The organism is Microseira sp. BLCC-F43, assembly GCF_041929235.1.
GTDB lineage: Bacteria > Cyanobacteriota > Cyanobacteriia > Cyanobacteriales > Aerosakkonemataceae > Microseira.
In genome coordinates, this window is record NZ_JBHFNP010000024.1 from 1 (window position 1) to 21,545 (window position 21,545).

The following is a 21,545-nucleotide window of genomic DNA, read 5'->3' on the forward strand; positions in this document are numbered from 1 at the left end:
CGGCAGCAGAAAACCTTCGCGTTTTGGGCAAAGCTTATTGATGCCTTGTCCCTACATGACAATCAAAATTGGCGGTCGGGACACGGCAGCAGAAAACCTTCGCGTTTTGGGCAAAGCTTATTGATGCCTTGTCCCTACATGACAATCAAAATTGGCGGTCGGGACACGGCAGCAGAAAACCTTCGCGTTTTGGGCAAAGCTTATTGATGCCTTGTCCCTACATTTTGACGGCTGGTTTTATTCTGGTAAATGCCATCCTAGTCGCGTTGACTGTTGGTAAATCCGCTTGAGAGTGTTGATATCTCTGGGGGAAATTAAGGGAGGATTCCGAACTTGGGAAAAGTAAAGCGCATCTGTTTCTAACGGGCTGTGTCCCCAAATACCTAATGCATGACCGAGTTCGTGACGGGCGCTGGCTAAGATCGATTGTGGTGAAGCGTTAGGATTTAAATTGATTGTAAATCGGTGCGATAAAATTCCTGATGGGCGAATGTATAATTCGTAACGCGCTTCTGCTGAACGGGCACGTTCGATTTGAAATTGTCCGGTATTGCGATTAAAAGATGCTTGGAGGGGAGGGCGCGATCGCACTACCACAATATCCGCCCCAGCAGCCTCGCTAACCACCTGCAAAGGCAAGTATACCCCCCACTCCCGCACCGCCTGTAACACTGCGTCAACCCATGCTTGAGACGCATCAGAGTTCAGCTTCGGACTCAGGAGGCAGAGCCTCCCTAACTCGTTCCCAGGCTGAGCCTGGGAACGAGATCCCAGAGGCTCTGCCTCGCTACCCTTGCGTGAATGCGGCTCAGACAGGCTTGTAGCTGGCTCTAGGTAGATTTTTACGGGGAAATCCGACCAAACTAAATAACCGACTTCCGTCGGTTTTACAGCAGAAAAATAATCGCCGCTATTGGTTGAATCTTGCCATTGTACCAGGGTTGACGGCACGGGATGTTGTTGGAGGGGGGGTAAATTTGCTGGAATTGCCGCTAATTTATCCGCTGCCAAACATAAAACGGCGGTGCTGATGGCTAGTGCGATCGCGATCGATAACCGCCCCATTCTCAACCTAACTATTTAGGTAACCAACCGGCACTTAAAACCACAGTTAAACCCATAAAAATGGCTGTCAGCGTCCAAGTGATGCGGTTGAGGGTGGTTTCTGCACTCTTAGTGCTGCTAAACAACTGCGCTTGTCCCCCAATGGCTGCAATTCCATCGCCTTTGGGACTGTGCAGCAGCACTAAAATAACTATACCTAAAGCAGAGATTGCCCAAATAATTTCTACAACGTTGGTGATGGTCATGGGTTTGGTAATGGGTAATGGGTAATGGGTAATTGCTAATTGCTAATTGCTAATTGGGAGAAGGACTGGGGTAGAGGGAAGTTAATTTCTGTTTTCCCTTGTCCTGTTTCTTTTCTTTTTTCCTATTAGCCATTAGCCATTAGCCATTAGCCATTACCCAATTATAGAGAAAGACGCACGGGGGTTCGATTCAGTTTGACTTGAAATTCTGCTGGTAGCAGCATCGAGTTACCTGTCATTTCCGCCGGTTGCGGTAGTCGTAAAATTTCTAAGATGGTGGGAGCGATATCGCACAGACGACCATCGCTTCGCAAGTTGACTTCGGTGCCGTATCCGGGAATTTTCACCCCTTCGCCTTCTACCAGGATAAAGGGAACCGGGTTGGTTGTGTGCGCTGTCCAGGGGTTGCCTTGAGAGTCCCACATGTATTCGGCGTTACCGTGGTCGGCGGTGATTATCGCTGTTCCCCCGGCTTTAATAATGCTTTCTAGCAGGTGTCCCAAACTGCGATCGACGGCTTCTAAGGCGCTAATGGTGGCTTCCCAGATGCCTGTATGTCCCACCATGTCTGGGTTAGCGTAGTTGATGACAATTAGGGAGTATATGCGTTTTTCGATGGCGGCGATCGCCACATCGGTCACTTGTTCGGCAGACATCCTGGGTGCTTTATCATAGGTCGCCACCATCGGACTTTGCACTAATTCTCGATCTTCTCCTGGAAATGGGTCTTCTAAACCGCCGTTGAAGAAATAGGTAACGTGGGCGTATTTTTCCGTTTCTGCGGTGCGTAACTGCTTTAAACCCTGCTGGGAAATGACTTCTCCCAGCAAATTTGTCAGGTTCTGGGGTTCAAATGCCACCAATACGGGAAATTCTGGATCGTATTGAGTAAAGGTAACGTAGGTCAGGGGTTGGATAAGACTGCGCTCAAACCCGGTAAAATCTGAACTAACAAATGCTTGCGTTAACTGTCGCGCTCGATCTGGGCGGAAGTTAAAGAAAATAATCCCATCTCCCGCTTCTACTGCACCCGGTGCAATGCGAGTCGGGATCGCAAACTCATCCGTCACCCCTGCTGCGTAAGAAGCTTGTAAAACCTCAACCGCAGAACGTCCATCGCCTTCGCCTTCTTGGGTCATCAAGTCGTAAGCAAGTTTAACCCGATCCCATCGTCTGTCGCGATCCATCGCGTAATAGCGACCGCTAATAGTAACGATACGCCCTACACCGATGCTGTCGATGTGGTCTTGAATCTTTTGAATCGCTCGATCGCCTTCTTTGGGATTGGTATCCCGCCCATCGGTAATCGCGTGAACGCACACTTGGGAAATTCCCCATGCTTTGGCGAGATCTAGCAATCCCAGTAGATGACTTAGATGGGAATGCACCCCACCGTCCGAACACAATCCCATCAGGTGCAGCTTGCTTCCCCGACTTTTCACATCTTGGCAAACTTTCACCAACGCTGGGTTACTTTGTATGCTGCCATCTTCCACAGCATCCGAAATCCGAACTAATTCTTGCGGGACGACTCTGCCTGCGCCTATATTTAGGTGTCCGACTTCCGAGTTACCCATTTGGCCTTCTGGTAACCCCACAGCCTTCCCGGAAGTGCGGATCAGCGTGTGGGGATAGGCTGCCCAGAGGCTATCCATTACGGGTGTGTTAGCAGCCGCTATGGCGTTTCCTTCGGTTTCTTCTCGGTAACCCCAGCCATCCAGTATTATTAGCACTACTGGAGAAACAGGCGCTTGCGCCATACTAAATCGCCCTTTGTTCAAGTCTTACTTCGGAAATGATACCACCCACTTTGGGGTTCTTACTTCAGGTTATACCTAGTTTCTTAGCTTTTATATCTACCCCTTGGAGTGTTTTACCAGTCCACAAACCCTTTTTTATCGGGAATGCTTGACCATTTCTCAGTCGCTTACCTCCTGGTTCTTCCCTTGAGCCTTGTTAAATCTAGAACATTCTCAATATTAGTTTACTAAATTTACTCGTTCTTAAATTGTTTCTCAGAAAGCGCTCTAGTACGGCAGTAGGGAATTCTTCAGGATGTTAGTGTATCGAATAAGTCATTTGATTGAGATGTTGCACCAATCTAATAACCCGCCAGGGAATAAATTCCCACAGCGAGCAGCGCCAGACCGTTAAAACAAACTGGTTTGATGGCATTGAGTCGGTTTTAACCGACTTGAGCTAAAAGCCTTTGAAATTTATTTCCGGGCGGGTTGGGAGACTGATGCCAGATCTGAATTGACAAAAATATCTCCTACCAAATCTCTCTTTGTGATGAGGACTTCAATTCAAGAAGCAATTATTTCTTAAAGCAGTTGGCAGCGGAGGCTTTTCTCTATGACTCAGGATGTGTTTGAACTACCAGGACCAGAGGGTAACTCAATTGTTGGTAATTTGCTAGACCTGGGACAAGATCCGTTAGGATTTCTAGAGCGTTGTCGCGATTATGGTGATATTGTACCTTTGCGTCTGGGACTCACACCTGTTTGCTTATTATTTAATCCTGACTACATTGAAGAAGTGCTAAAAGAGCGGGACGCTTTTATTAAAAGTAGGGGATTTCGCGTCTTAAAAACGCTTTTAGGTGAAGGGTTGTTAACTGCTGAGGGAGAATCTTGGTTTTGGCAGCGTCGTCTTGCTCAACCTGTATTTCAGCAAAAGCGGATTAATGCCTATGGCGAAATTATGGTGGAATACGCCGCTAGGATGTTGCAAACTTGGAAAGACGGCGAAGTCCGCGATATTCACGCAGATATGATGCGCCTGACTTTGCAAATTGTGATGAAGTGTATTTTCAACGCCGATGTGGATAATCGAGAAGCTCAAGTCGTCGCGAATGCTTTGGATGTGGCGATGCATTGGTTTGAGAGCAAGCGCAGGCAAAATTTCCTCGTGTGGGAATGGTTTCCCAGACCAGAAAATATTCGGTATCGCCATGCGATCGCCCAAATGGACGAAGCAATTTACAACCTGATTCGCCACAGTCGCAACCGCACCGAAAAAACAAACGATCTGCTCTCAATGCTAATCGAAGCCCGCGATGAAGAAACGGGTCAGCAAATGGATGATAAACTGTTGCGCGATGAAGTTGCAACCCTCATGTTAGCAGGTCACGAAACTACCGCTAATGCCCTTAGTTGGACGTGGATGCTGTTAGCTCAACATCCCGAAGTTAAAGAGAAACTGCAAGCGGAACTAAAACAAGTTTTGTCAGGCAAGTTGCCAACTGTAGCTGATATTAAAAGCTTGCGCTATACCGACCAAATCATTAAAGAATCGATGCGTCTTTATCCTCCCGTCGCGATGTTTGGGCGCGAAGCCGCACGGGATGCCACAATTGGCGATTACTCGATTCCTGAAGGCACAACAGTGATGATTAGTCAATGGGTAATGCATCGACATCCAAAGTATTTTGACCAGCCAGAAAAATTTATGCCGGAACGCTGGACAGATGAGTTTGAAAAACAACTGCCGCGAGGTGTTTATATTCCCTTTGGCGATGGTCCGCGTATTTGTATAGGTAAAGGTTTTGCTCAGATGGAAGCGACTTTGCTTTTGGCTGCGATCGCGCAACAATTCGAGTTAGAGTTAGTGCCGGGATTCCCCATCGTCCCTCAACCCTCTATTACCCTACGTCCTGAATACGGAATAAAGGTGCAGATCAAGCAAATCAGCAACCCGCCTAAATCTGAATCAAGAGAAGTAGCCGCATCTTTGTAGAGTATCAATAAATTGAACACCGGGCGGGCGAGACGCCCACCCCACAAGAGATGTGAAATTCTTCTGGGATAAGCATTGGAGCTTGCCCTTGTTAAATTGATTCAGATGCCTCAAACACAATTTCAAATACTCCATTTGGCACATATCGCCGCAAGGATCTTGCATGGTCTTCGGCGTCTTGGCGGTTGGCGAAACGCGCGATCTGGTGCGTTTTGGTCTGAGGCAAGATTTGCACGATCGCCCAAGGTCGTTGCAATTTTTCGCGGTTTCTGACAATGTTCAAGTAACTGGCAAGTACCGAGCCTTCGACGTTTACACACAACTGCTCAATTAGCAACGTGGCAATGCTTTGAATTTCTGGTGCTTTTAGACACATCCGCTGGGCATCGAAATCGCGATCGCTATAATTCCCAATCCGCGATAGTAGCTGCAAGACGCCAAAATCGCTCAATGCTTGGTGATAGCCTTGGGGGCGATCGCTTAAAAAACCGCCAATCGGTTCTACCATTGTTATAGTCTCCTTTGATTTTTGGAGCCAAAAGCCAGCGTCAGCCCTCGGAAAGTTGAGCGCTGGCTTTTGACATTTTGAGAGTACGTTTGGTCTTTAAGGTAAGTATAGTACTTTTAGCCCATAAGTACCATAAAATATTTCGTAGCCAGATGAGACAATAGGGCTAAAGGTTATATTTGGTCTTGAAATTGAGCGAAAAGCAAAAGCTAGTCATAGTAAAAACCTCGATTCCCGAAGAGTTGCGGAACTCTTTCAAAGCTGTTTGTGCTAAGGAAGGCAGAAACATGAACGATGTATTGTCCAACTTGATCGAGCAATATGTAAAGCAGCGCGAAGACAAGTAGACTCGTACAATGCTTGGTGATAGCCTTGCGGGCGATCGCTTAAAAAACCGCCAATCGGTTCTACCATTGTTATAGTCTCCTTTGATTTTTGGAGCCATAAGCCAGCGTCAGCCGTCGGAAAGTTGAGCGCTGGCTTTTGACATTTTGAGTCTACATTTAGCCCCAGTTAGGGCTAATCTGACGATTACGCTTAATTTTTTAACTGTTTAATGGTCAGTTTGTATCACCTGTTTAAGAGTTTTCAGCCTCTTTAAGAGTTACAAATATCGCACTAAACAAGCGTAATAGCAGTATACGACTGAGCTTTAAACTTGTCAACAAAAACCTCGATAAAATTGAGTAAAAATACACGGGTTTTGTGTGTTTCTGTGTGGGTTTGTTTATTTAAGGTTAAAACACACAGTAAAGCGTATGATTCATAACATGGCTAAAGTGACGGTAACAATTTACGTGGATGAACAAGACAAAGAAGCTCTGCAAAAATTGGCAGATGCTCAAGAGCGGTCTTTATCTAAAATGGCATTGTTAATCATTAGGCAAGCCATTAGAAAAGCCGAACAGGAAGGAAAAATTTAGATGCGATCGCATTACGTTTGTTGACGGAGCGATAAATCCGCATATCGTTGCTGGTACATGGTTTTGAGGCGCGCGATCGCATCTTCCTGATATCGCTCCTCTTCTGGCAAAATCGACTGCCAAAGCTCGTTAAGCGTGCTTAAGCTTGAGCAACAGCGAATCAGAGTGCGACAAGCGGCAATCCATTGCTCTAATTGGCGGTAACTGACAAAGTAACCGCCAATTCCTTTAATATGTACCCATAAAACGTTATGCCATTTTTCCCAGTTGAGAATCCGCTCTTGGCTGATTTTCAGGAATTTGGCAACTTGTCTGAGGGTGATAACAAAGGTTTTGGGGTCAATCCTGCGGCGTAGAGGTTGCATGGCTATTTTCCTTCACTTCTAGGCATTCCGTCAGCGGGAAAATATACAGCTTGGGATTTGCTACAATGAATTTTCATACTTTACCGAATATTTTGTTCGATATATATGCATGATATTCGGTAAGGTTTAATATGTAAATACCCTAGTTTCAGATTTGGAATCCAGCCTGCTCTGCAATTAGGGTGAGATATTTTGATGTAGCCAGGGTTGGCTCATAAGCACTGTTTTCCCACTGGCTAACCGTTGCCTGACGCACACCAAGCGTTTTGGCAAACTCTGCCTGTGTGAGTCCCATATGGAGACGCAGTGCTTTGATCAGCATACTGTTCCAAAGTACGGTGCCATCGACGCGCTGAACTTGGTAGCTAGTAGGAGGTTTGCGAAAGGTTACGCACTTTTGATTAAAATCGACATCCTCAACGCGATAGCCTGCTTCCATCCATGCTTCAGCATGGAGTGCCCCTTTGGTGCGATTGCTCCACCATGCTTTATTGCTCTTCGCTGAGTTAGGCAAGGTGTCATTCATCAGCGCCTCGATTTCGGCAAAGGTCAGGATGACTTCGTTTTGATTGCTGCCACGCAGAAATTCGAGGAGTGGCTGGTATTTGCTGCCCTCCCTCATGCCGTTTGTCTTTTTTCTATGTAGTAGGTCACAGATTCAACGGTAGCAAAATTTGAGGCTCCTGCTTAGCGATCGCACTCTATTCATCCTCATCTCCCGTTTTACCCTGAACCCCCTTAACAATGCGGGACAACTGAGTTTTCTCATCCACGGTAATCCGAGAGGGAGAACCGCTAATAATTCGCTCGTAGTTGCGGAAGGAATCTCTAATTTCAGCCCCGCGTTCGCTGATGGTATATTCCCGAATGCCTTTATCGTGCCAGGAACCTCGCATTTTAAACACGTTAATCGCCCGCGACATTTCGCCGCGAATTTCTACATATTGCAGCATTAAAATCGTATCTGTAATTGTAGAAATATGGGAATCTGTAATCGAATGCGACCCCATAAACTGAGCGGTCGTGTTATAACGTTACCGGCAAATTGTCAATAATGAAATTGAAACCTTCAGCTTTCTTCTTCTGGTGCGAAACCAGCTTTCTCAGCTACTAGATCCAAATGTTTGGACGTTGAGCGAGTCGGTTCATACAGTCCTCGTTCCCATTCGCTGACTGTTTGGTGACGCACACCTAGCTGTTTGGCAAACTCTGTCTGTGTCAATCCCATATGGAGACGTAACAATTTGATAGAGTAGCTGTTCCATAACAAATTACCATCTAGACGCTGTACTTGATGGTTGGTCGTAAATTTACGAAATGTAACCCTTTGCTCGATCAGATCGACATCTTCAACCTGATAACTCGCTGCCATCCAAGCTTCAGCTTGTAGTGCGCCTTTGGTACGATTGCTCCACCATGCCCGTTGTTCTTTGGCTGATTTGGGTAAGCGATCGTTTATCAGCGCTTCGATTTCGGCAAAGCTTAGGGTGACTTCTTCTTGATTGCTGCCACGCAAAAACTCCAGGAGTGCCTGATATTTGCTGCCCTCCCTCATGTCGCTTGTCTTTCTTATTCTCTAGAGTTAACAGATTTAACCGTAACAAAATTTGACACAACCAACAGTTATCTCGGAGGCGCCAATGTTGCTCTAGTCTCCGTTGATCGGTTTAAAACCAGCCTGCTGGGCGACTAAGGTTAGGTACTTTGATGTAGCGCGGGTTGGCTCATAGGCTCCTTTCTCCCACTGGCTAACTGTTTGCTGATAGACGCCCAGCTTTTCGGCAAACTCTGCCTGTGTCATCCCCATGTGACGGCGCAGGGCTTTGATTAGCACGCCATTCCAAAGAACCGTGTCACCTTTGCGCTTAACTTGATAATTGCTAGAAGGTTTGCAAAATGTAACACGCTGCTCGATCAGATCGACATCCTCAACGCGATATCCAGCTTCCATCCATGCTGAAGCTTGGAGTGCGCCTTTGGTGCGATTGCTCCACCATGCACGTTTTTCCTTCGCTGAGTCGGGCAAGGTGTCGTTCATGAGTGCCTCGATTTCAGCAAAGGAAAGGATAATTTCGTTTTGATTGCTCCCGCGCAGAAATTCGAGGAGTGGCTGGTATTTGCTGCCCTCCCTCATGCTGTTTGTCTTTTTTCTATGTAGTTCACAGATTCAACGGTAGCAAAATTTGACACTCTTACCCCTGATGCACTCACCTGACAAATGCCTGATAGCTCTTACAAAAGTTTTTTGCCGATAAAATTGTGGGGCAGGCGGGACGCCTACCCCACAAGAATCATTTTTTCTTGTGGGATGGGCATCCTGCCCGCGCCTACCCCACAAGAATCATTTTTTCTTGTGGGATGGGCATCCTGCCCGCCTACCCCACAAGAATCATTTTTTCTTGTGGGATGGGCATCCTGCCCGTCCGATCTATTTTTGTCAGAGATATGATCGCTAACACTATTTCCGCTTAGCAGCTTCTTTGGCTTTTTTGGCAGCATCTTTAGCTGCTTTTTTGGCGGCTTTTTCGGCAGCTTCTGCCGCCAACCTTGCCTGCTCTTTTTCTTCTGCTATTTTATCCAAATAGTAGTGATAATCTCCCAAATAAACCCGAAACTCCCCATCTCTTATTTCCACAATTTTGTTCGCCACTTGGGAAATAAAATAGCGGTCGTGAGACACTAAAATTGCTGTTCCGTCGTAGTTTTTTAGTGCTTCTTCCAGCATTTCTTTAGCGGGAATATCCAAATGGTTTGTCGGTTCGTCCAAAATTAATAAATTAGCTGGACGCAGGAGCATTTTAGCTAAAGCTAAACGGGCTTTTTCACCTCCACTGAGTGCTTCAACTTTTTTGAATACAGTATCGCCGCTAAATAGAAACTTTCCTAACAGGGTGCGGACTTCTTCATTATTCCAATCTGGCACTTCATCGTGAATTGTTTCCATGACAGTTTTGGACAGGTCTAAAGCTTCGGCTTGATTCTGTTCAAAATAGCCGGTAATGACGTTATGATCGCCTAATTTTACCTGGCCTTCCGAGGGTTTTTCCATGCCCATAATCAGGCGCAACAGGGTAGATTTACCGCAACCGTTGGGGCCGAGGAAGGCTATGCGATCGCCCCGTTCAATTAACAATTCCGCCCCTAAAAATAGAATCTTGTCGTCGTAAGTATGCACCAAATCTTTAATGATTACAACTTCTCTACCGCTGCGGGGTGCGGTCGGAAATCGGAAGTGCAGCGTTCTTAAATCAGAAATTGGCGCTTCAATTCTTTCGACTTTTTCTAATAGTTTCTCGCGACTTTTCGCTTGATTACTGCGCGTGGCACTGGCGCGAAATCTATCGACAAATGCTTGTTGTTTTTCCAGTTCTTTTTGCTGGCGTTCGTAGGCGCTTAATTGGGCTGTTTTGGCTTCTTCTTTTTGTTGTAAATAAGCAGAATAATTCCCCAAATAACTTGTAGAAACGCCCCGTTCTGTTTCGACAATTTGGTTGCAAAGACGGTCGAGAAACTCCCGGTCGTGGGAAACGATGACCATCGGGGTGGTTAAGCCTTTGAGGTAATTTTCTAACCACTCAATCGTTTCTAAATCTAAGTGGTTCGTCGGTTCGTCTAAGAGCAATAAATCGGGTTTTTGCAGCAATATTTTAGCCAAACCCATCCGCATTTGCCAGCCGCCGCTAAAGGCGCTGACCAAGCGATCGCCGTCTGCCGTCTCAAACCCCATTTCGGGTAAAATCTTGTCAATCTGGGCTTCTAACCCATAGCCGTCGAGGGCTTCAAATTGCCGCTGCAACTTATCCATTTTGTTGATCAGTTTGTCTAACTGTTCAGGCGTGGCAGTTTCCATGTCCCGATGCACCTGGGATAAAGCTTCGTGGACTTGGTTCGCTGCAGCGAAAGCCCGCCATAATTCTTCTTTTACGGTGCGACAGGGGTCTACGTCAAATTCTTGATTCAGGTAGGCGATGTGCAAACTGGCGGGACGGATGACTTCACCGGCGGTGGGTTCGATTTCACCGGCGATAATTTTGAGTTGGGTAGATTTACCCGCACCGTTGACGCCGACTAAACCGATGCGATCGCCAATTTTAACTTCCCAGTTAACATCCTTGAGGACTTCGCCAGTAGGGTAGATTTTACAGATATGTTCCAGTCGCAGCATTCAGAATCTCCGGGGAAGCAGGTGTGCAGGTGGGCAGGTGTGCAGGTGGGATAAATAATTGACTTGGGAGGGGTTAGCGCTCCATAGCCAGAGTCAATCTTAACAAAATTTAATCCAGGTTGAATATAGGGAGGCAACACCGTCCCGCTACGATAGATGATTCCGCTGCCAGAATTAAGGAATTTATGACTGAGCAACGCACGGATTACGATAGTCCTTGGAAAGAGGTGATAGAGGCATATTTTCCCCAGTTTTTGGAGTTCTTTTTCTCCTCAGCCTATACTGTCATCGATTGGACGCGCCCTTACGAATTTCTGGATACAGAACTGCAACAGCTAGAACCAGATGCAGAAATTGGTAAGCTTTTGGTAGATAAAGTGGCGAAAGTTTGGCTGCTTGATGGCGCAGAAGCTTGGGTATTGGTGCATGTGGAAGTCCAAGGCAGATATGATACCGAGTTTGCCAAGCGGATGTACACATATAATTACCGCCTATTTGACCGACATCAACAGCGGGTGATTAGTTTGGCAGTTTTGGCAGACGAACGACCAAATTGGCGTCCTTCAAGCTATGGTTACGAACTAGGGGGATGTCGCGTCAGCTTAGAGTTCCCCGCCGCGAAAATTTTGGACTACGAAGCGCAATGGGAAAGTCTAGAACAAAACACCAATCCCTTCGCGGTGGTGGTGATGGCGCATTTGAAGACTAAGGCAACGCAACAAAACCCAGAGAGTCGTTTACAGTGGAAAGTAAGCCTGGTTAGAAGTTTGTACGAACGAGGCTATAGCCGGGACGATGTTCTGCAATTGTTTCGGTTTATCGACTGGATAATGGTATTGCCAGAAGCATTGGCTCGTGGTTTTAAAGAAGTAGTGAAAAGTTACGAGGAGGCAGATAGAATGCGTTACGTAACCAGTATTGAAAGGTTGGCAATTGAGGAAGGAATTGAGCAAGGAATTGAACAAGGCATTGAACAAGGCATTGTCCAAGCGAGTCGAAACTATATCATTCAATTCCTACAGATTCGGTTTGGAGAAGTACCAAGTTCTATTGTCGATGTCATCAACGGGATAAACGATTCGGGTATACTGCGAAGTCTTTTTACTAGAGCGATCGTAATGAATTCGCTGGCAGAATTCCAGCAAGTATTAGATGAGGTTGTACCTGGGGAATAAGCGACGACTTTTGGCAGAAAACTAAAATTTAATCGCAGAAGTTTTCCGCCAGCATTGAGAAACCGGGTTTCTTTAGATAATACCTTCGCCTTGCATTCGACACCCGCGCATGGTGTCGCTATACAAACTTTGGCTGCCAGAGCAGCCTTCAAAAATTTTAGCCCACGAAGGTGTTGCTCTGTTTGTGAGCAAGAGGCTAAAGCCTGGGGGCGCGTTTCTGGGGGCGCGTTTCAGAAAATTGGCAAAGGTATTATTTAGAGAAACCCGGTTTCTACGCCTCACAAATTAAGCGATACCAGCGTCTTCAAAGTAGGTCTTGAATTCGTCGAAGGACAGGTCAACAAATCCATCGTCACGATCGTCTCGGCTGGTATAACCATCCCGTCCCCAAGGATTGCGTACCACAATCCGCTGTTCGCCAGATTGATTGACGTAGGCATTGGTTAAGGAATAAGCATGAGTGTCAACAATCAAACCCGCTGTAGTCTTCTTCACACCTTCGGGCGTGCCTACCTGAATCAACTGACCGCCAGCAAGAGCTGTTTGGATTTGCTCGAAGGTGAGATTGGCAGTGGAAAATTGCGTGGCGCGTCGTCCGGTGATGCGAGTCAGCGGCGGCGCTACGCCATCACCATTACCAATAGCGTTAAACCCTGGTTGACCAGTTTGGCTTGGATCTTGTCGATATTGAGCATAAGCGCGTTCAACCAGCGACACCCAGATTGCACCATTCGTCGGGTTAAGCGGATCTAACTGTTCTCCAGCTATGTTGGCACCAAATATGTTTCCTGGTTCGATGCCTGCATCTGGGTCTGAAACTGTTGCTACTGCGATGCGCCGATCGACGGTGACGTATTCAGCTTGTAACGTTCTGTCGTTGTAAAAGCGCACCGTGTAAGTGTTATCGCCATTGTCAACAATCATGTTGTTGATGATAGCGCTGGTTTGGTTGCCCGCATTATCAAATTGCGGCGCAAACGTTGCCCCTAAAGCAGCTAAGAAGGCACAGTTGCCCAATTGACCTTGGTTAATGTCACCAATCCTTGGTTGTCCAATGTTAATACCAAACAACGGGCCAGAGAGAGCGGCGTATTGTAACCGGAACTCTTTAGCCGGTTCACCCGTATCGGTTCGTGCTTCTTGATTGAATATGGCAGTTGGTGCTTCAGTTCCCCGGAACCAACGACCCACTATCGACTCAAATTCATCTGCACCTAAATCGGGGGATGCATCTTGAGTTACTCGATTGGTCAGGTAGCGGACAGAATCGGGAGCATTAAACAGAGTACTGTTGTTAACGATGAGTTTGAAATCGCTCAACTCATTAGCACTGACTATGCGATCGCCGCTAACTGAGTTATCGAACAAACTGAGCAAGTCGTTGCGATTTAAGCTGCCATCGGCGACTAGGTTCAGGGTGAGGTTTCGCAGTCCCGGATCGTTAAAGTTGTTGTTAATAAATTGCGTGACATCAGATGGAGTGTCATCGGGTGGAGCAGACGAAAGCAGAGGTGCAATGCTGAGGGTGTAATTGCCCGTCACTTCGTTTTCGTAAGAACTCACCCGAACTAGGTATTCTACCCCAGCTGCGGCGGTAAATGTTAGCTGAGAATTGATTGTATCCGGGTTCGCATCATCGTTAAAGCTAATAACTTGTCCCGTCGCTGCATTGACCAGTTGTAAGTAAGTATCAAATTCAGCCGAGTTGAGGTTAATTTGGACTATCTCACCCGCATTAATTCCGTTTAACTGATAGTCATCGCTAAAGCTACCTTCGTCTCCAGCATCTCGCAAATCGGTCTTGCTTAATGTGCCATTGATAGTTTGATCGGGAGCGATCGCACCTACAATCGGGCTACTGGTGCTAGTAGTTAGCGTGTAATTCCCCACGCCTTCGGCATCTTGGTCAAAACTCGTTACCCGAATCGCGTACTCTGCATCGGGTTCTACGGTAAAAGTCAGCCTAGAGTTAGTGTTGTCATCCGAGACATCATCATTTTCGACAATCAACTCATTGGTGATGATATTTACTACTTGGATATAAGTGTCGAACTCGCTCGAATTGAGGTTAACCGTTACTTCCTGACCAGCTCTAACATCAGTTAGCAGATATTCATCTGCGAAACTGCCAACCCGATCCCGATTGTCTGAATCGCTGCTTTCTAACGTCTCCTGAATCGTTTGATTGCCGCTAATGGTACGGAATACTTCTTGTGCGATCGCGCTGTCAGGATCGGCGAACAACCCCAACTGGTAAGCTGTATTGCCCTCAAATTGCGACACCCGCGCATAATAGGTCCCCGATGCCAATCTTCCCACACTCAGATATTCTGCTTCGGTTTCCCCACCTTCGGAGAAATCCAGCACTTCATTATCTTCCACCAACCCATTGTTGTTGATGTCTTGAATCAGTTCTATATCCGCATCAGCAGCTAAGCCAGTTAAGTAAGCTCCGAAACGGCTATCTCTGTCAATGGTAAAGCGATAGCAGTCATTGGTATCAGCAGTTCCTACAAAATCGCTCAATCTGACATCCACACCCAAAATGCCCAAATCGCGAGCATTACCCAGGGTATTACCAGCTCGATCTGGTGGGTCATTCAAGCGCGTTGCCTGTAAGTTCAACCTGTAGTTAGTATCCCCCTCAAACTGCTCGACGGAAACAATATAATTACCCGCATTTAAAAGAATGTCGAGTTGTTCTGCCTCAGTTCCAGCATTTTCAGAACTACCGATCAGCTCATCAACTTCGATCTCGCCATTGTTATTAGCATCCTGGTACAGATATACATCTGCATCTGCACTCAGGTTATTCATATTCAACACGAAATTACTCAATCCATCGACGCTGAAGCGATAAAAATCAAACGGTTCTGCATCCCCCACAAAACCGCCAACAGTGCGATTCCTGCTAAGATTCCCCAGATTCAACGCCGTATCTGGCGTTTCCCCAGCAGTGGGGGGTTCTGGCAAACCAAAAATCTTGGAGAACTCAGAAAATTTTGGCTCTCCTAAAAAGCGGTTATCGGTCATGACTCAATTATTTCCTTTTTCGTTAATTTTGAGCGATGAATTTGCTATTTCAGATTTTATATTTCAGATTTTAGATTTTTTCGATTAAACAAAACTTCGGTTGCAATCCAAAATCCTTGCATCCAAAATCTATCTATTCTAGAACCTGCGGCTAATCGCTATGTCAGGAAAAATGCTAAATTAGCCAGATGCCAATTAGCAATTAGCAATTAGCAATTAGCAATTAGCAACTTGCGTTAGAACCTAAATGTGGTTCGGATTGTACCGATGATGATGTCATCATTATCGGCATCTTGATTAGGCGCTGTGAGCCAGATTACACCAGGAGTAATAGAGATGTTATTTGTCACTTGAATCTTGTAGAAGCCTTCAACGTGAAAAGGAATATCATCCTTAAATAAATCATTGAGTTCATCAAGATTGGTCAGATAAGGTTCTACTCCCACAACAAGTGCAGCCACATTTCCTCGCTTACCTGCATCGGGGAATGCTAAAGCAACAGCACCATTCCAAATTTTGCCATCGATATCGTCATCGATCAGGTGTACATTGGTATAACCCGCCCAAGCATTTAGTTGAACGTGGCGATGAAGGCGCGCCGCCATTTGAATGCCTATCGAGTCGCTAGTAACCGGACTTCCAGTACCAATTAGGTTGGCTAAATTTGTGCCTGTAAAACCATTGCCAATGCCGTTGAGTGCGCCGTTATCAAACCCAAATTCTCTTCTACCAAAGTAAGCGCGATTGTAGGTAGCGGCGATGCCAAAACGACTGATAGGAGTCCAAGTAATTTGTCCTAATGCTGCATAAGATCCGTTAAACAAACCCCTTCCATCTAACGGACTCGATCCTTCAGGCGCTAGGTAACCCGCTGTGATTTCTAAACTCCGCGCTGGTTTGAAACTCAACCCGATGCCTTGTCCGCCGCCGATGCGATAAATTGGGTTGCGTTGGGCGAAGGCAGAAATCGATCCGCTACCGCCATCAAAGTCTTCTAAAAATGGGTTCAAAGTCGGGGTAAAATCTTCAAACCTACCGCGATTTGCTAGCAAAGTCAGAGTGAAGACATTCCCCACCGGAACTGAATACAACAGGGTGTCTAAAACAATATCGTTGCCGTTATTGCCAAACACTTGATGCGCTTGAAAACCTTCGCGAGTCGTGTTAATAAACTCGATGCCGTTGTTTGTGTTGGTAAAGTCTAAAGGATTGCCGTTTCCAGCTTGGAGGCGGGTTAGCAGCAAATCTCTACCGGAAAAACTGGTATTTAAGTTCAACCGGACTCGATTTTGAAAGACTGTATTGTTGTCGTTATCTTCCCCAAATGAATCTGTGAGGGCGAAAATTGCTTCTCCCGTCAGTTTGGTGGTGGTGGAAAACTGCTGCGCTTCCAGTTTGGCGGTGCGTGCTTCTAGCGAGTCTACGCGCCCCCGCAGGGTTGCGAGTTCGGCGGCAAATTCTTCTTGCAACCGCCGGATGGCGGCGATATCTTCTTTACTCGGTAAGTCGGCTACCGCTGCGGCGATTAGTTCTTGAATCCGGTCTAAGCAAGCATTTAACCCGGCGGCGAATTCGTAGCGTGTCAGCGCCCGGTTGCCTCTGTAAGTGCGGTCTGGGTATCCTTCTATACACCCATAACGCTCGACGAGGGATTGCAGTGCTTGAAATGCCCAGTGTGTCGGGTCTACGTCGGTCAACTGAGATACGGAAGTTACTTGCCCCAAGGGGTCGCTTTGCTCAAAACTGCTATTGGCTGGAGCAGATAAAGGTAGGTCTGACACTTGGGCTAGTTGGGTTTCCCCTGTTTGGGGTATATTTTGCGACAGTTCTTCTGCTGCTGCTGCCCCCGTACTAACCAAAAGCGCTGCAACCAATAGAGCTGGACTGACCAACCAAGCGCTATGAGTATATCTGGTCATTTTTTTTACCTCACACCCTTTGAAGTTTTACGGATACGGAACCCGGTAACACCTCGTAGTTTTTGAGTTCGCTAACCATCAACTGTGGGATGATGTATGGCGAAGCACATTAAGAATTGTAGCTCGATTAATTTCCACCAGTCTGAAATATTTGCGCTCGCAGATAATTTTGCCATATCGTCGAACCCTGACAAAAGGGTCAAATAGGTAACGACGATACAGAATTCAAAACACTTTTGACGTAAATAAAAGGAAAAGCACAACCCTAAATCGCTTCAGCATGAGCAGACATCTGGGGTTGAGTGCTTTGATTGGGACTTGGCCTTGCTCGTGAGGAGTGGTATCGATGGCCTTTCATATTTCAACCCTGGGAGCCGTCAGCGCTAAACTTCAGAGATATGCTGACGAGGATGGTTTTGTGCCAGAAATAGGCGATCGCTGGCAAAATTTCTCCTGGGAACGCGAAGTTATAGCGGTTTTTGCCGATAAAAAAGTTGGCGAAGCTTGCTGGCAAGTCTTTGTAGCAGACGCCCAAATGCAGATCGCCAAAGCACTCCGGGAACTAGAAGACCTAGAATGGAGCAACACCAAGCGCCTGAGGGTCCTTAGCTTCACCCGTTAAATCAGACGCGGCGACTCAGTTGAAGCCGAGGTTGCTGCAATACCTGGATATAAAGTTTTTCCAACTGAGCGATATTGCGGCTGAGGGTGTAACGCTCTAAAATCCGCTGACGCGCCTTTTGTCCTAAGCGGGCGGTAAATTCTGTATGCTCTCGCATTAAAGGCAGTAGCGTTTGCAACTCGGTTACCACCCGCTGGGGATTGATAATTACACCTGCTTGCCCTTGCAAAACTTCGCCATCTGCTCCCACATCTGTGGCGATGCAAGCTAGACCGCAAGCCATTGCTTCTAACAGAGACAAGGAAAGTCCTTCAACTAAAGAAGGCAAAATAAATACATCAGATCCCCGTATAATTTCGATCCGTCGCTGCTCGTCGGCGACAAATCCCAGCCAGAAGATGCCGTATTCCGAGTCGTAAAATGGCTCTAATGAGGAGCGAGTTGGGCCATCGCCGACGATGACTAATTTACACTCTGGCCCCATTTTTGCCTTCTGCCAAGCTTTGAGCAAAGCTTCTACATTTTTTTCTAAGGCTATGCGCCCTTGGTAGACAAAAATGCGTTCTGCTGGCAATTCTGACTTAAATTGAGAAGGTCCGGGGGAATATTTTTGTTCATCTACTCCGTTGGGAATTACCGCTACCTGCGCTGGCGGTACGCTCATTTTCGCCAACAGTTCTCGCTGTATTTCGCTAAAGACGATGACGCGATCGTAGTTAGCTAAAAAGGGGGCGTAGAGCTGATAGGCTAGCAGTTGCGTTCCCGATTTGAGTTTGGCTCCCTTGCGGGCGTAGGGAGTGTGGAAGGTTGCTACTAAAGGTAAATTTAACTCTTGGCAGATTTCTGGGAGGAGGAAATCTAACGGCGAAAGCGTTAACGAAGCATGTACCAAATCTGGCTTTAAGTCTCGCAAAGAGTCCATCAAAACTTTGCCCGATTTTGGTGTAGGAATTGTATAAACCTGAGATTTATACAAGAAGGGTAGGGAAACTTCTTGACACTCAGGCCAATTTTCCGGGTCGGATTCGTCAGTAGCAAAGTGGAGGAAACTAACCTTATGTCCTCTGTCTAGCAGAGCGTTGGTTATTTCCCGACTGTAGGTAACGTTGCCGCAAAAGGGTGATTTTTTTCCAAGCCAAGCGATATGCATTCAAGTCTTGGTGATGGGTAATTGGTAATGGGTAATTGGTAATGGGTAATTGCTAATTGCTAATTGCTAATTGCTAATGGGTAATTGTCAGTTGTCGCGGTTGACTTTTGACAAGTAATATCATTAGCTATTAGCCATTAGCCATTAGCCATTAGCCATATTTATCAGCTTTTGCTGACGTTGGAGCTTGTACGGCAAATATACCAGGTTAGGAGTCCTCCTGCGATCGCCGCCGCCCCTAATCCCAGAAAAACTGCTTGTAACCCAAACAATGTCTCGGCGACGCCTGCTAAAGCCAATGGTAAGGTGAGGGCGATGTTAATCCCGTTGTTTTGCAGCCCAAATACTTTACCGCGCATTTCCGGCGGGGTTTCTTTTTGGATGGTTGTCTGCATCGGCACGGCAACGAGGGCGCCACAGCCTCCCAGAAGCATCACCAACAGCAGTACGATCCACAGTTGGTGTGGCAGTAAGGCCAGACCGATCAGCGCGGCTGCGACGCCGCTAGAGCCAACTAAACTCAGCCAGGTATGGGAAACTCCCTGACCGAAGTGACCTAAAATTGCGGCAGAAACGCCCATACCGATGCCCCCTGCTGCCATTAAAAAGCCAAATTGGGAAGGTTTAAGTCCCGGAATCACTTCGGCGAGGCGAACCGCCAGAACGGATAAGGCGGCAAATATGGAAAATAAAATCACTAATTGGATTAGTGCAGTACGGACGCGGCGAGTGTGTTTAAGGTAACGCAGTCCGTCCCGTAGGTCTTCTAGGATATGAGGAGCTTCGCGATCGCTTTTAGTTTTTTCGTTGGTTTTGAGCAGTAAAAGTAATACACCTGCGAGCGCATAACTCCCACCTACGATTAATTCTTTGCCATTTCCTATACCCACGGAAGCCATCAAACTATCCGCCAGGTCTAATACAGGCTGACCTACGGCAAATCCTACAATCACCGATGCCATCATCGTGGTGGTGTAGAGCGAGTTTGCCGAGAGCAAGTGTCGCCGTTCTACAATTAGCGGAATTGCGGCTTGTTCTGCGGGGGCAAAAAACTGGGTCAGGGTGGAAACCAAAAACGTCACCAATAGTAGCAGGTAGAAGCCTGCTGGCAGTCCGGAGATGGTTCCCCATCCTTGTGAAAGCCACAGCAGCAGGGGAACCCCGACTACTAAGCCACCGCGTAAAAGATTGGTTGCCACCAGGACGGCGCGTTTCGACCAACGGTCTACAAATACACCGGCGAGGGAACCAAACAGTACCGCTGGGATGGTAAAAGCGATCATAATTGCCGATACCCAAGCACTGATCGTGCGATCGCCGCTATGAAAGTGGCTTTCTATCAGCGCGATCATCAGCACCAGGTATACTTTATCTGCTAGTTGGGAAAATACCTGACCGCTCCAGAGCGCTAAAAAGTTACGATTTCTCAGCACCGGCAAAAATCCCTGTTCTGGCGCGGCTTCGTTTTGAGCGCTAAGCGGAATTTTCGGGGGTGTCGCAGCGCCGTTGGTAGTTTCTGGGGATAAGCTGGTGTCTAGTGTATCTTCCCTTTGTATTTCTTTTGACACCTCCCCCGGTTGCGAGACGGAAGCTGGCTCAAAATGGCTCTTGATAGCCTGGGATGACCCACTGGGAGGGGGATTGCTTGGTTTTGAGTCAGCGCGAGAACGCCCAGTTTGGTCAACCTTGGTGTGATAGTTTGTCGGTGTGGCACCAGAAGCTACTCTTGCTGGATGGGAGTTGCTTTTGTGGCTTGGGGAGCAAACATTTGTTTTTAAATCGGGATCAGACTGTTGCAGCATGAGGCTCTGAAGTCGGCAGGGAGTCAAAATAGTTATCTATCAAAGCGGCAGAGCGAATTATCCGCCCAAAGTGATATTGAGTATAGTGACGCAAAATCCGCTCTACGGAAAGCCAGCTTAAGTAGGAAGATTCCTGCTGGCTTAAATTTGGTTGTAACTGAGGCAGGGAGCGGGAAGCTAGCTGCTGAAGCAATGTCAACTCGGTGGCGTTTAGTTGGAGTTGGGAGACGGGAGAGGAAGCTTCCCCCTCTTTTTTTATCGTTCCACCCGATGAGGGGCAAAATCCGACGCGCCAGTTTGGCTGCCTCAAATCTGGCTCTAGGGGGGACTTGGTGATGCAACAAGCCTTTACTTGGGGGGCAATTCCGGCATTGGCTAGCAGGTGGAAAACTGCTTGAGCTAGGTGAGCCAAAACTAAGTATGGGCGATGGTCACCACTTGTTTTGGGCAACTGCTCTAACCGTTTTAGATGTTCGCTGAGCAAGTAAAATATTTCCTCTTGGGGGTGTTCGCTCAAGGCGTGGTAGATGACGACTTCGGCTAGGTACTGACCCGCTGAGAGTTTCAGCAGGTCGGTACTAAGAGCTGGGTAGGATTCTAATGTTTCTGCTTCAGTAATTTTATCGAGCGATCGCCCCTTGGCTACCAGATACTCGTTTACCACAAACAGCCCACTCCTTCCACCCAACTTTGACAGGTGCTTGCGCGCCCCTGGAGCCACCACCCGAATTAAACCAAATTCCCGCGTCAAAATCGTCAGCAGGCGGTCATACTCGCCCAGGGGCATACTCTTGAGATTAATTCCGGTTGCTTTGTACGTGCGACTCATGAGATT

At 47.1% G+C, this 21,545-nt stretch carries 20 protein-coding genes and 1 pseudogene; 6 read left to right on the plus strand and 15 right to left on the minus strand.

Features of this window, described 5'->3' with window-relative positions; all coding sequences use genetic code 11:
* The coding region (locus ACE1CM_RS03445; protein WP_374876014.1) for a hypothetical protein at positions 1 to 207 on the plus strand (207 nt) is incomplete at its 5' end.
* A 30-nt stretch (positions 208 to 237) separates the two neighbouring features.
* On the opposite strand, the gene ACE1CM_RS03450 is transcribed toward ACE1CM_RS03445, so the two are convergent.
* From ACE1CM_RS03450 to gpmI, 3 genes are all read right to left on the minus strand, one after another.
* Positions 238 to 1,065, minus strand: a complete 828-nt coding sequence (locus ACE1CM_RS03450) for a peptidase (protein WP_374876015.1) — start codon at positions 1,063 to 1,065, stop codon at positions 238 to 240.
* Positions 1,066 to 1,076: 11 nt separating this feature from the next.
* The gene (secG, locus tag ACE1CM_RS03455) at positions 1,077 to 1,310 is read right to left on the minus strand and encodes a preprotein translocase subunit SecG (protein WP_374876016.1); all 234 of its coding nucleotides are present in this window, start codon (positions 1,308 to 1,310) and stop codon (positions 1,077 to 1,079) included.
* A gap of 161 nt (positions 1,311 to 1,471) precedes the next feature.
* Complete coding sequence (gpmI, locus tag ACE1CM_RS03460; protein WP_374876017.1) at positions 1,472 to 3,070, minus strand: 2,3-bisphosphoglycerate-independent phosphoglycerate mutase; 1,599 nt, start codon at positions 3,068 to 3,070, stop codon at positions 1,472 to 1,474.
* A 595-nt stretch (positions 3,071 to 3,665) separates the two neighbouring features.
* Here gpmI and ACE1CM_RS03465 point away from each other — a divergent pair.
* Positions 3,666 to 5,048 (plus strand): cytochrome P450, encoded by a 1,383-nt coding sequence (locus ACE1CM_RS03465; protein WP_374876018.1) that lies wholly within the window; start codon positions 3,666 to 3,668, stop codon positions 5,046 to 5,048.
* Positions 5,049 to 5,139: 91 nt separating this feature from the next.
* On the opposite strand, the gene ACE1CM_RS03470 is transcribed toward ACE1CM_RS03465, so the two are convergent.
* The gene (locus ACE1CM_RS03470; protein ID WP_374876019.1) at positions 5,140 to 5,556 is read right to left on the minus strand and encodes a hypothetical protein; all 417 of its coding nucleotides are present in this window, start codon (positions 5,554 to 5,556) and stop codon (positions 5,140 to 5,142) included.
* Positions 5,557 to 5,747: 191 nt separating this feature from the next.
* Between ACE1CM_RS03470 and ACE1CM_RS03475 the strand changes: the two genes are divergently transcribed.
* On the plus strand, positions 5,748 to 5,903 hold the full coding sequence (locus ACE1CM_RS03475) for a plasmid partition protein ParG (protein WP_374876020.1): 156 nt from the start codon (positions 5,748 to 5,750) through the stop codon (positions 5,901 to 5,903).
* A 411-nt stretch (positions 5,904 to 6,314) separates the two neighbouring features.
* Positions 6,315 to 6,479, plus strand: a complete 165-nt coding sequence (locus tag ACE1CM_RS03480; RefSeq protein ID WP_374876021.1) for a ribbon-helix-helix protein, CopG family — start codon at positions 6,315 to 6,317, stop codon at positions 6,477 to 6,479.
* 11 nt (positions 6,480 to 6,490) lie between these two features.
* On the opposite strand, the gene ACE1CM_RS03485 is transcribed toward ACE1CM_RS03480, so the two are convergent.
* From ACE1CM_RS03485 to ACE1CM_RS03510, 6 genes and pseudogenes are all read right to left on the minus strand, one after another.
* A complete protein-coding gene (locus tag ACE1CM_RS03485) occupies positions 6,491 to 6,844 on the minus strand; it encodes a hypothetical protein (RefSeq protein WP_374876022.1) in 354 nt (117 codons plus the stop codon).
* Between the two features lie 148 nt (positions 6,845 to 6,992).
* Positions 6,993 to 7,466, minus strand: a complete 474-nt coding sequence (locus ACE1CM_RS03490) for a helix-turn-helix domain-containing protein (RefSeq protein WP_374876023.1) — start codon at positions 7,464 to 7,466, stop codon at positions 6,993 to 6,995.
* Positions 7,467 to 7,545: 79 nt separating this feature from the next.
* A pseudogene (locus ACE1CM_RS03495) lies at positions 7,546 to 7,872 on the minus strand (ATPase domain-containing protein); the annotation flags it as partial.
* Between the two features lie 41 nt (positions 7,873 to 7,913).
* Complete coding sequence (locus ACE1CM_RS03500; RefSeq protein WP_374876024.1) at positions 7,914 to 8,399, minus strand: helix-turn-helix domain-containing protein; 486 nt, start codon at positions 8,397 to 8,399, stop codon at positions 7,914 to 7,916.
* A gap of 93 nt (positions 8,400 to 8,492) precedes the next feature.
* Positions 8,493 to 8,978 (minus strand): helix-turn-helix domain-containing protein, encoded by a 486-nt coding sequence (locus tag ACE1CM_RS03505; RefSeq protein WP_374876025.1) that lies wholly within the window; start codon positions 8,976 to 8,978, stop codon positions 8,493 to 8,495.
* A gap of 324 nt (positions 8,979 to 9,302) precedes the next feature.
* Positions 9,303 to 11,009: an ABC-F family ATP-binding cassette domain-containing protein gene (locus tag ACE1CM_RS03510; RefSeq protein WP_374876026.1), complete on the minus strand. Its 1,707-nt coding sequence runs from the start codon at positions 11,007 to 11,009 to the stop codon at positions 9,303 to 9,305.
* A 185-nt stretch (positions 11,010 to 11,194) separates the two neighbouring features.
* Here ACE1CM_RS03510 and ACE1CM_RS03515 point away from each other — a divergent pair, with 185 nt between their 5' ends.
* Entirely contained in the window at positions 11,195 to 12,184 is a 990-nt protein-coding gene (locus ACE1CM_RS03515; protein ID WP_374876027.1) for a transposase, read from the plus strand.
* A gap of 285 nt (positions 12,185 to 12,469) precedes the next feature.
* Here ACE1CM_RS03515 and ACE1CM_RS03520 read toward each other — a convergent pair whose 3' ends face one another.
* Both ACE1CM_RS03520 and ACE1CM_RS03525 read right to left on the minus strand, forming a co-directional pair.
* A complete protein-coding gene (locus ACE1CM_RS03520) occupies positions 12,470 to 15,217 on the minus strand; it encodes a C2 family cysteine protease (RefSeq protein WP_374876028.1) in 2,748 nt (915 codons plus the stop codon).
* 236 nt (positions 15,218 to 15,453) lie between these two features.
* Positions 15,454 to 17,136 carry an iron uptake porin gene (locus ACE1CM_RS03525; RefSeq protein ID WP_374876029.1) on the minus strand — a complete coding sequence of 561 codons (1,683 nt, stop codon included), beginning with the start codon at positions 17,134 to 17,136 and terminating at the stop codon, positions 15,454 to 15,456.
* Between the two features lie 346 nt (positions 17,137 to 17,482).
* Between ACE1CM_RS03525 and ACE1CM_RS03530 the strand changes: the two genes are divergently transcribed.
* Positions 17,483 to 17,758: a hypothetical protein gene (locus ACE1CM_RS03530; protein WP_374876030.1), complete on the plus strand. Its 276-nt coding sequence runs from the start codon at positions 17,483 to 17,485 to the stop codon at positions 17,756 to 17,758.
* A gap of 1 nt (position 17,759) precedes the next feature.
* Here the strand turns inward: ACE1CM_RS03530 and ACE1CM_RS03535 are convergent, their stop codons facing one another.
* From ACE1CM_RS03535 to recO, 3 genes are all read right to left on the minus strand, one after another.
* Complete coding sequence (locus ACE1CM_RS03535; protein WP_374876031.1) at positions 17,760 to 18,908, minus strand: glycosyltransferase family 4 protein; 1,149 nt, start codon at positions 18,906 to 18,908, stop codon at positions 17,760 to 17,762.
* A 164-nt stretch (positions 18,909 to 19,072) separates the two neighbouring features.
* Positions 19,073 to 20,710, minus strand: a complete 1,638-nt coding sequence (locus ACE1CM_RS03540; RefSeq protein WP_374876032.1) for an MFS transporter — start codon at positions 20,708 to 20,710, stop codon at positions 19,073 to 19,075.
* A complete protein-coding gene (gene recO / locus ACE1CM_RS03545; RefSeq protein WP_374876033.1) occupies positions 20,694 to 21,539 on the minus strand; it encodes a DNA repair protein RecO in 846 nt (281 codons plus the stop codon). The genes ACE1CM_RS03540 and recO overlap by 17 nt, the downstream gene beginning before the upstream one ends.
* Positions 21,540 to 21,545 lie beyond the last annotated feature (6 nt).

What these genes read in the sequence shown, in the direction of transcription:
- ACE1CM_RS03450 (WP_374876015.1), bottom strand. Translation starts at nt 1,065, where the DNA reads ATGGGGCGGTTATCGATCGCGATCGCACTAGCCATCAGCACCGCCGTT.
- secG (WP_374876016.1), bottom strand. Translation starts at nt 1,310, where the DNA reads ATGACCATCACCAACGTTGTAGAAATTATTTGGGCAATCTCTGCTTTA.
- gpmI (WP_374876017.1), bottom strand. Translation starts at nt 3,070, where the DNA reads ATGGCGCAAGCGCCTGTTTCTCCAGTAGTGCTAATAATACTGGATGGC.
- ACE1CM_RS03465 (WP_374876018.1), top strand. Translation starts at nt 3,666, where the DNA reads ATGACTCAGGATGTGTTTGAACTACCAGGACCAGAGGGTAACTCAATT.
- ACE1CM_RS03470 (WP_374876019.1), bottom strand. Translation starts at nt 5,556, where the DNA reads ATGGTAGAACCGATTGGCGGTTTTTTAAGCGATCGCCCCCAAGGCTAT.
- ACE1CM_RS03480 (WP_374876021.1), top strand. Translation starts at nt 6,315, where the DNA reads ATGATTCATAACATGGCTAAAGTGACGGTAACAATTTACGTGGATGAA.
- ACE1CM_RS03485 (WP_374876022.1), bottom strand. Translation starts at nt 6,844, where the DNA reads ATGCAACCTCTACGCCGCAGGATTGACCCCAAAACCTTTGTTATCACC.
- ACE1CM_RS03490 (WP_374876023.1), bottom strand. Translation starts at nt 7,466, where the DNA reads ATGAGGGAGGGCAGCAAATACCAGCCACTCCTCGAATTTCTGCGTGGC.
- ACE1CM_RS03500 (WP_374876024.1), bottom strand. Translation starts at nt 8,399, where the DNA reads ATGAGGGAGGGCAGCAAATATCAGGCACTCCTGGAGTTTTTGCGTGGC.
- ACE1CM_RS03505 (WP_374876025.1), bottom strand. Translation starts at nt 8,978, where the DNA reads ATGAGGGAGGGCAGCAAATACCAGCCACTCCTCGAATTTCTGCGCGGG.
- ACE1CM_RS03510 (WP_374876026.1), bottom strand. Translation starts at nt 11,009, where the DNA reads ATGCTGCGACTGGAACATATCTGTAAAATCTACCCTACTGGCGAAGTC.
- ACE1CM_RS03515 (WP_374876027.1), top strand. Translation starts at nt 11,195, where the DNA reads ATGACTGAGCAACGCACGGATTACGATAGTCCTTGGAAAGAGGTGATA.
- ACE1CM_RS03520 (WP_374876028.1), bottom strand. Translation starts at nt 15,217, where the DNA reads ATGACCGATAACCGCTTTTTAGGAGAGCCAAAATTTTCTGAGTTCTCC.
- ACE1CM_RS03525 (WP_374876029.1), bottom strand. Translation starts at nt 17,136, where the DNA reads ATGACCAGATATACTCATAGCGCTTGGTTGGTCAGTCCAGCTCTATTG.
- ACE1CM_RS03530 (WP_374876030.1), top strand. Translation starts at nt 17,483, where the DNA reads ATGGCCTTTCATATTTCAACCCTGGGAGCCGTCAGCGCTAAACTTCAG.
- ACE1CM_RS03535 (WP_374876031.1), bottom strand. Translation starts at nt 18,908, where the DNA reads ATGCATATCGCTTGGCTTGGAAAAAAATCACCCTTTTGCGGCAACGTT.
- ACE1CM_RS03540 (WP_374876032.1), bottom strand. Translation starts at nt 20,710, where the DNA reads ATGCTGCAACAGTCTGATCCCGATTTAAAAACAAATGTTTGCTCCCCA.
- recO (WP_374876033.1), bottom strand. Translation starts at nt 21,539, where the DNA reads ATGAGTCGCACGTACAAAGCAACCGGAATTAATCTCAAGAGTATGCCC.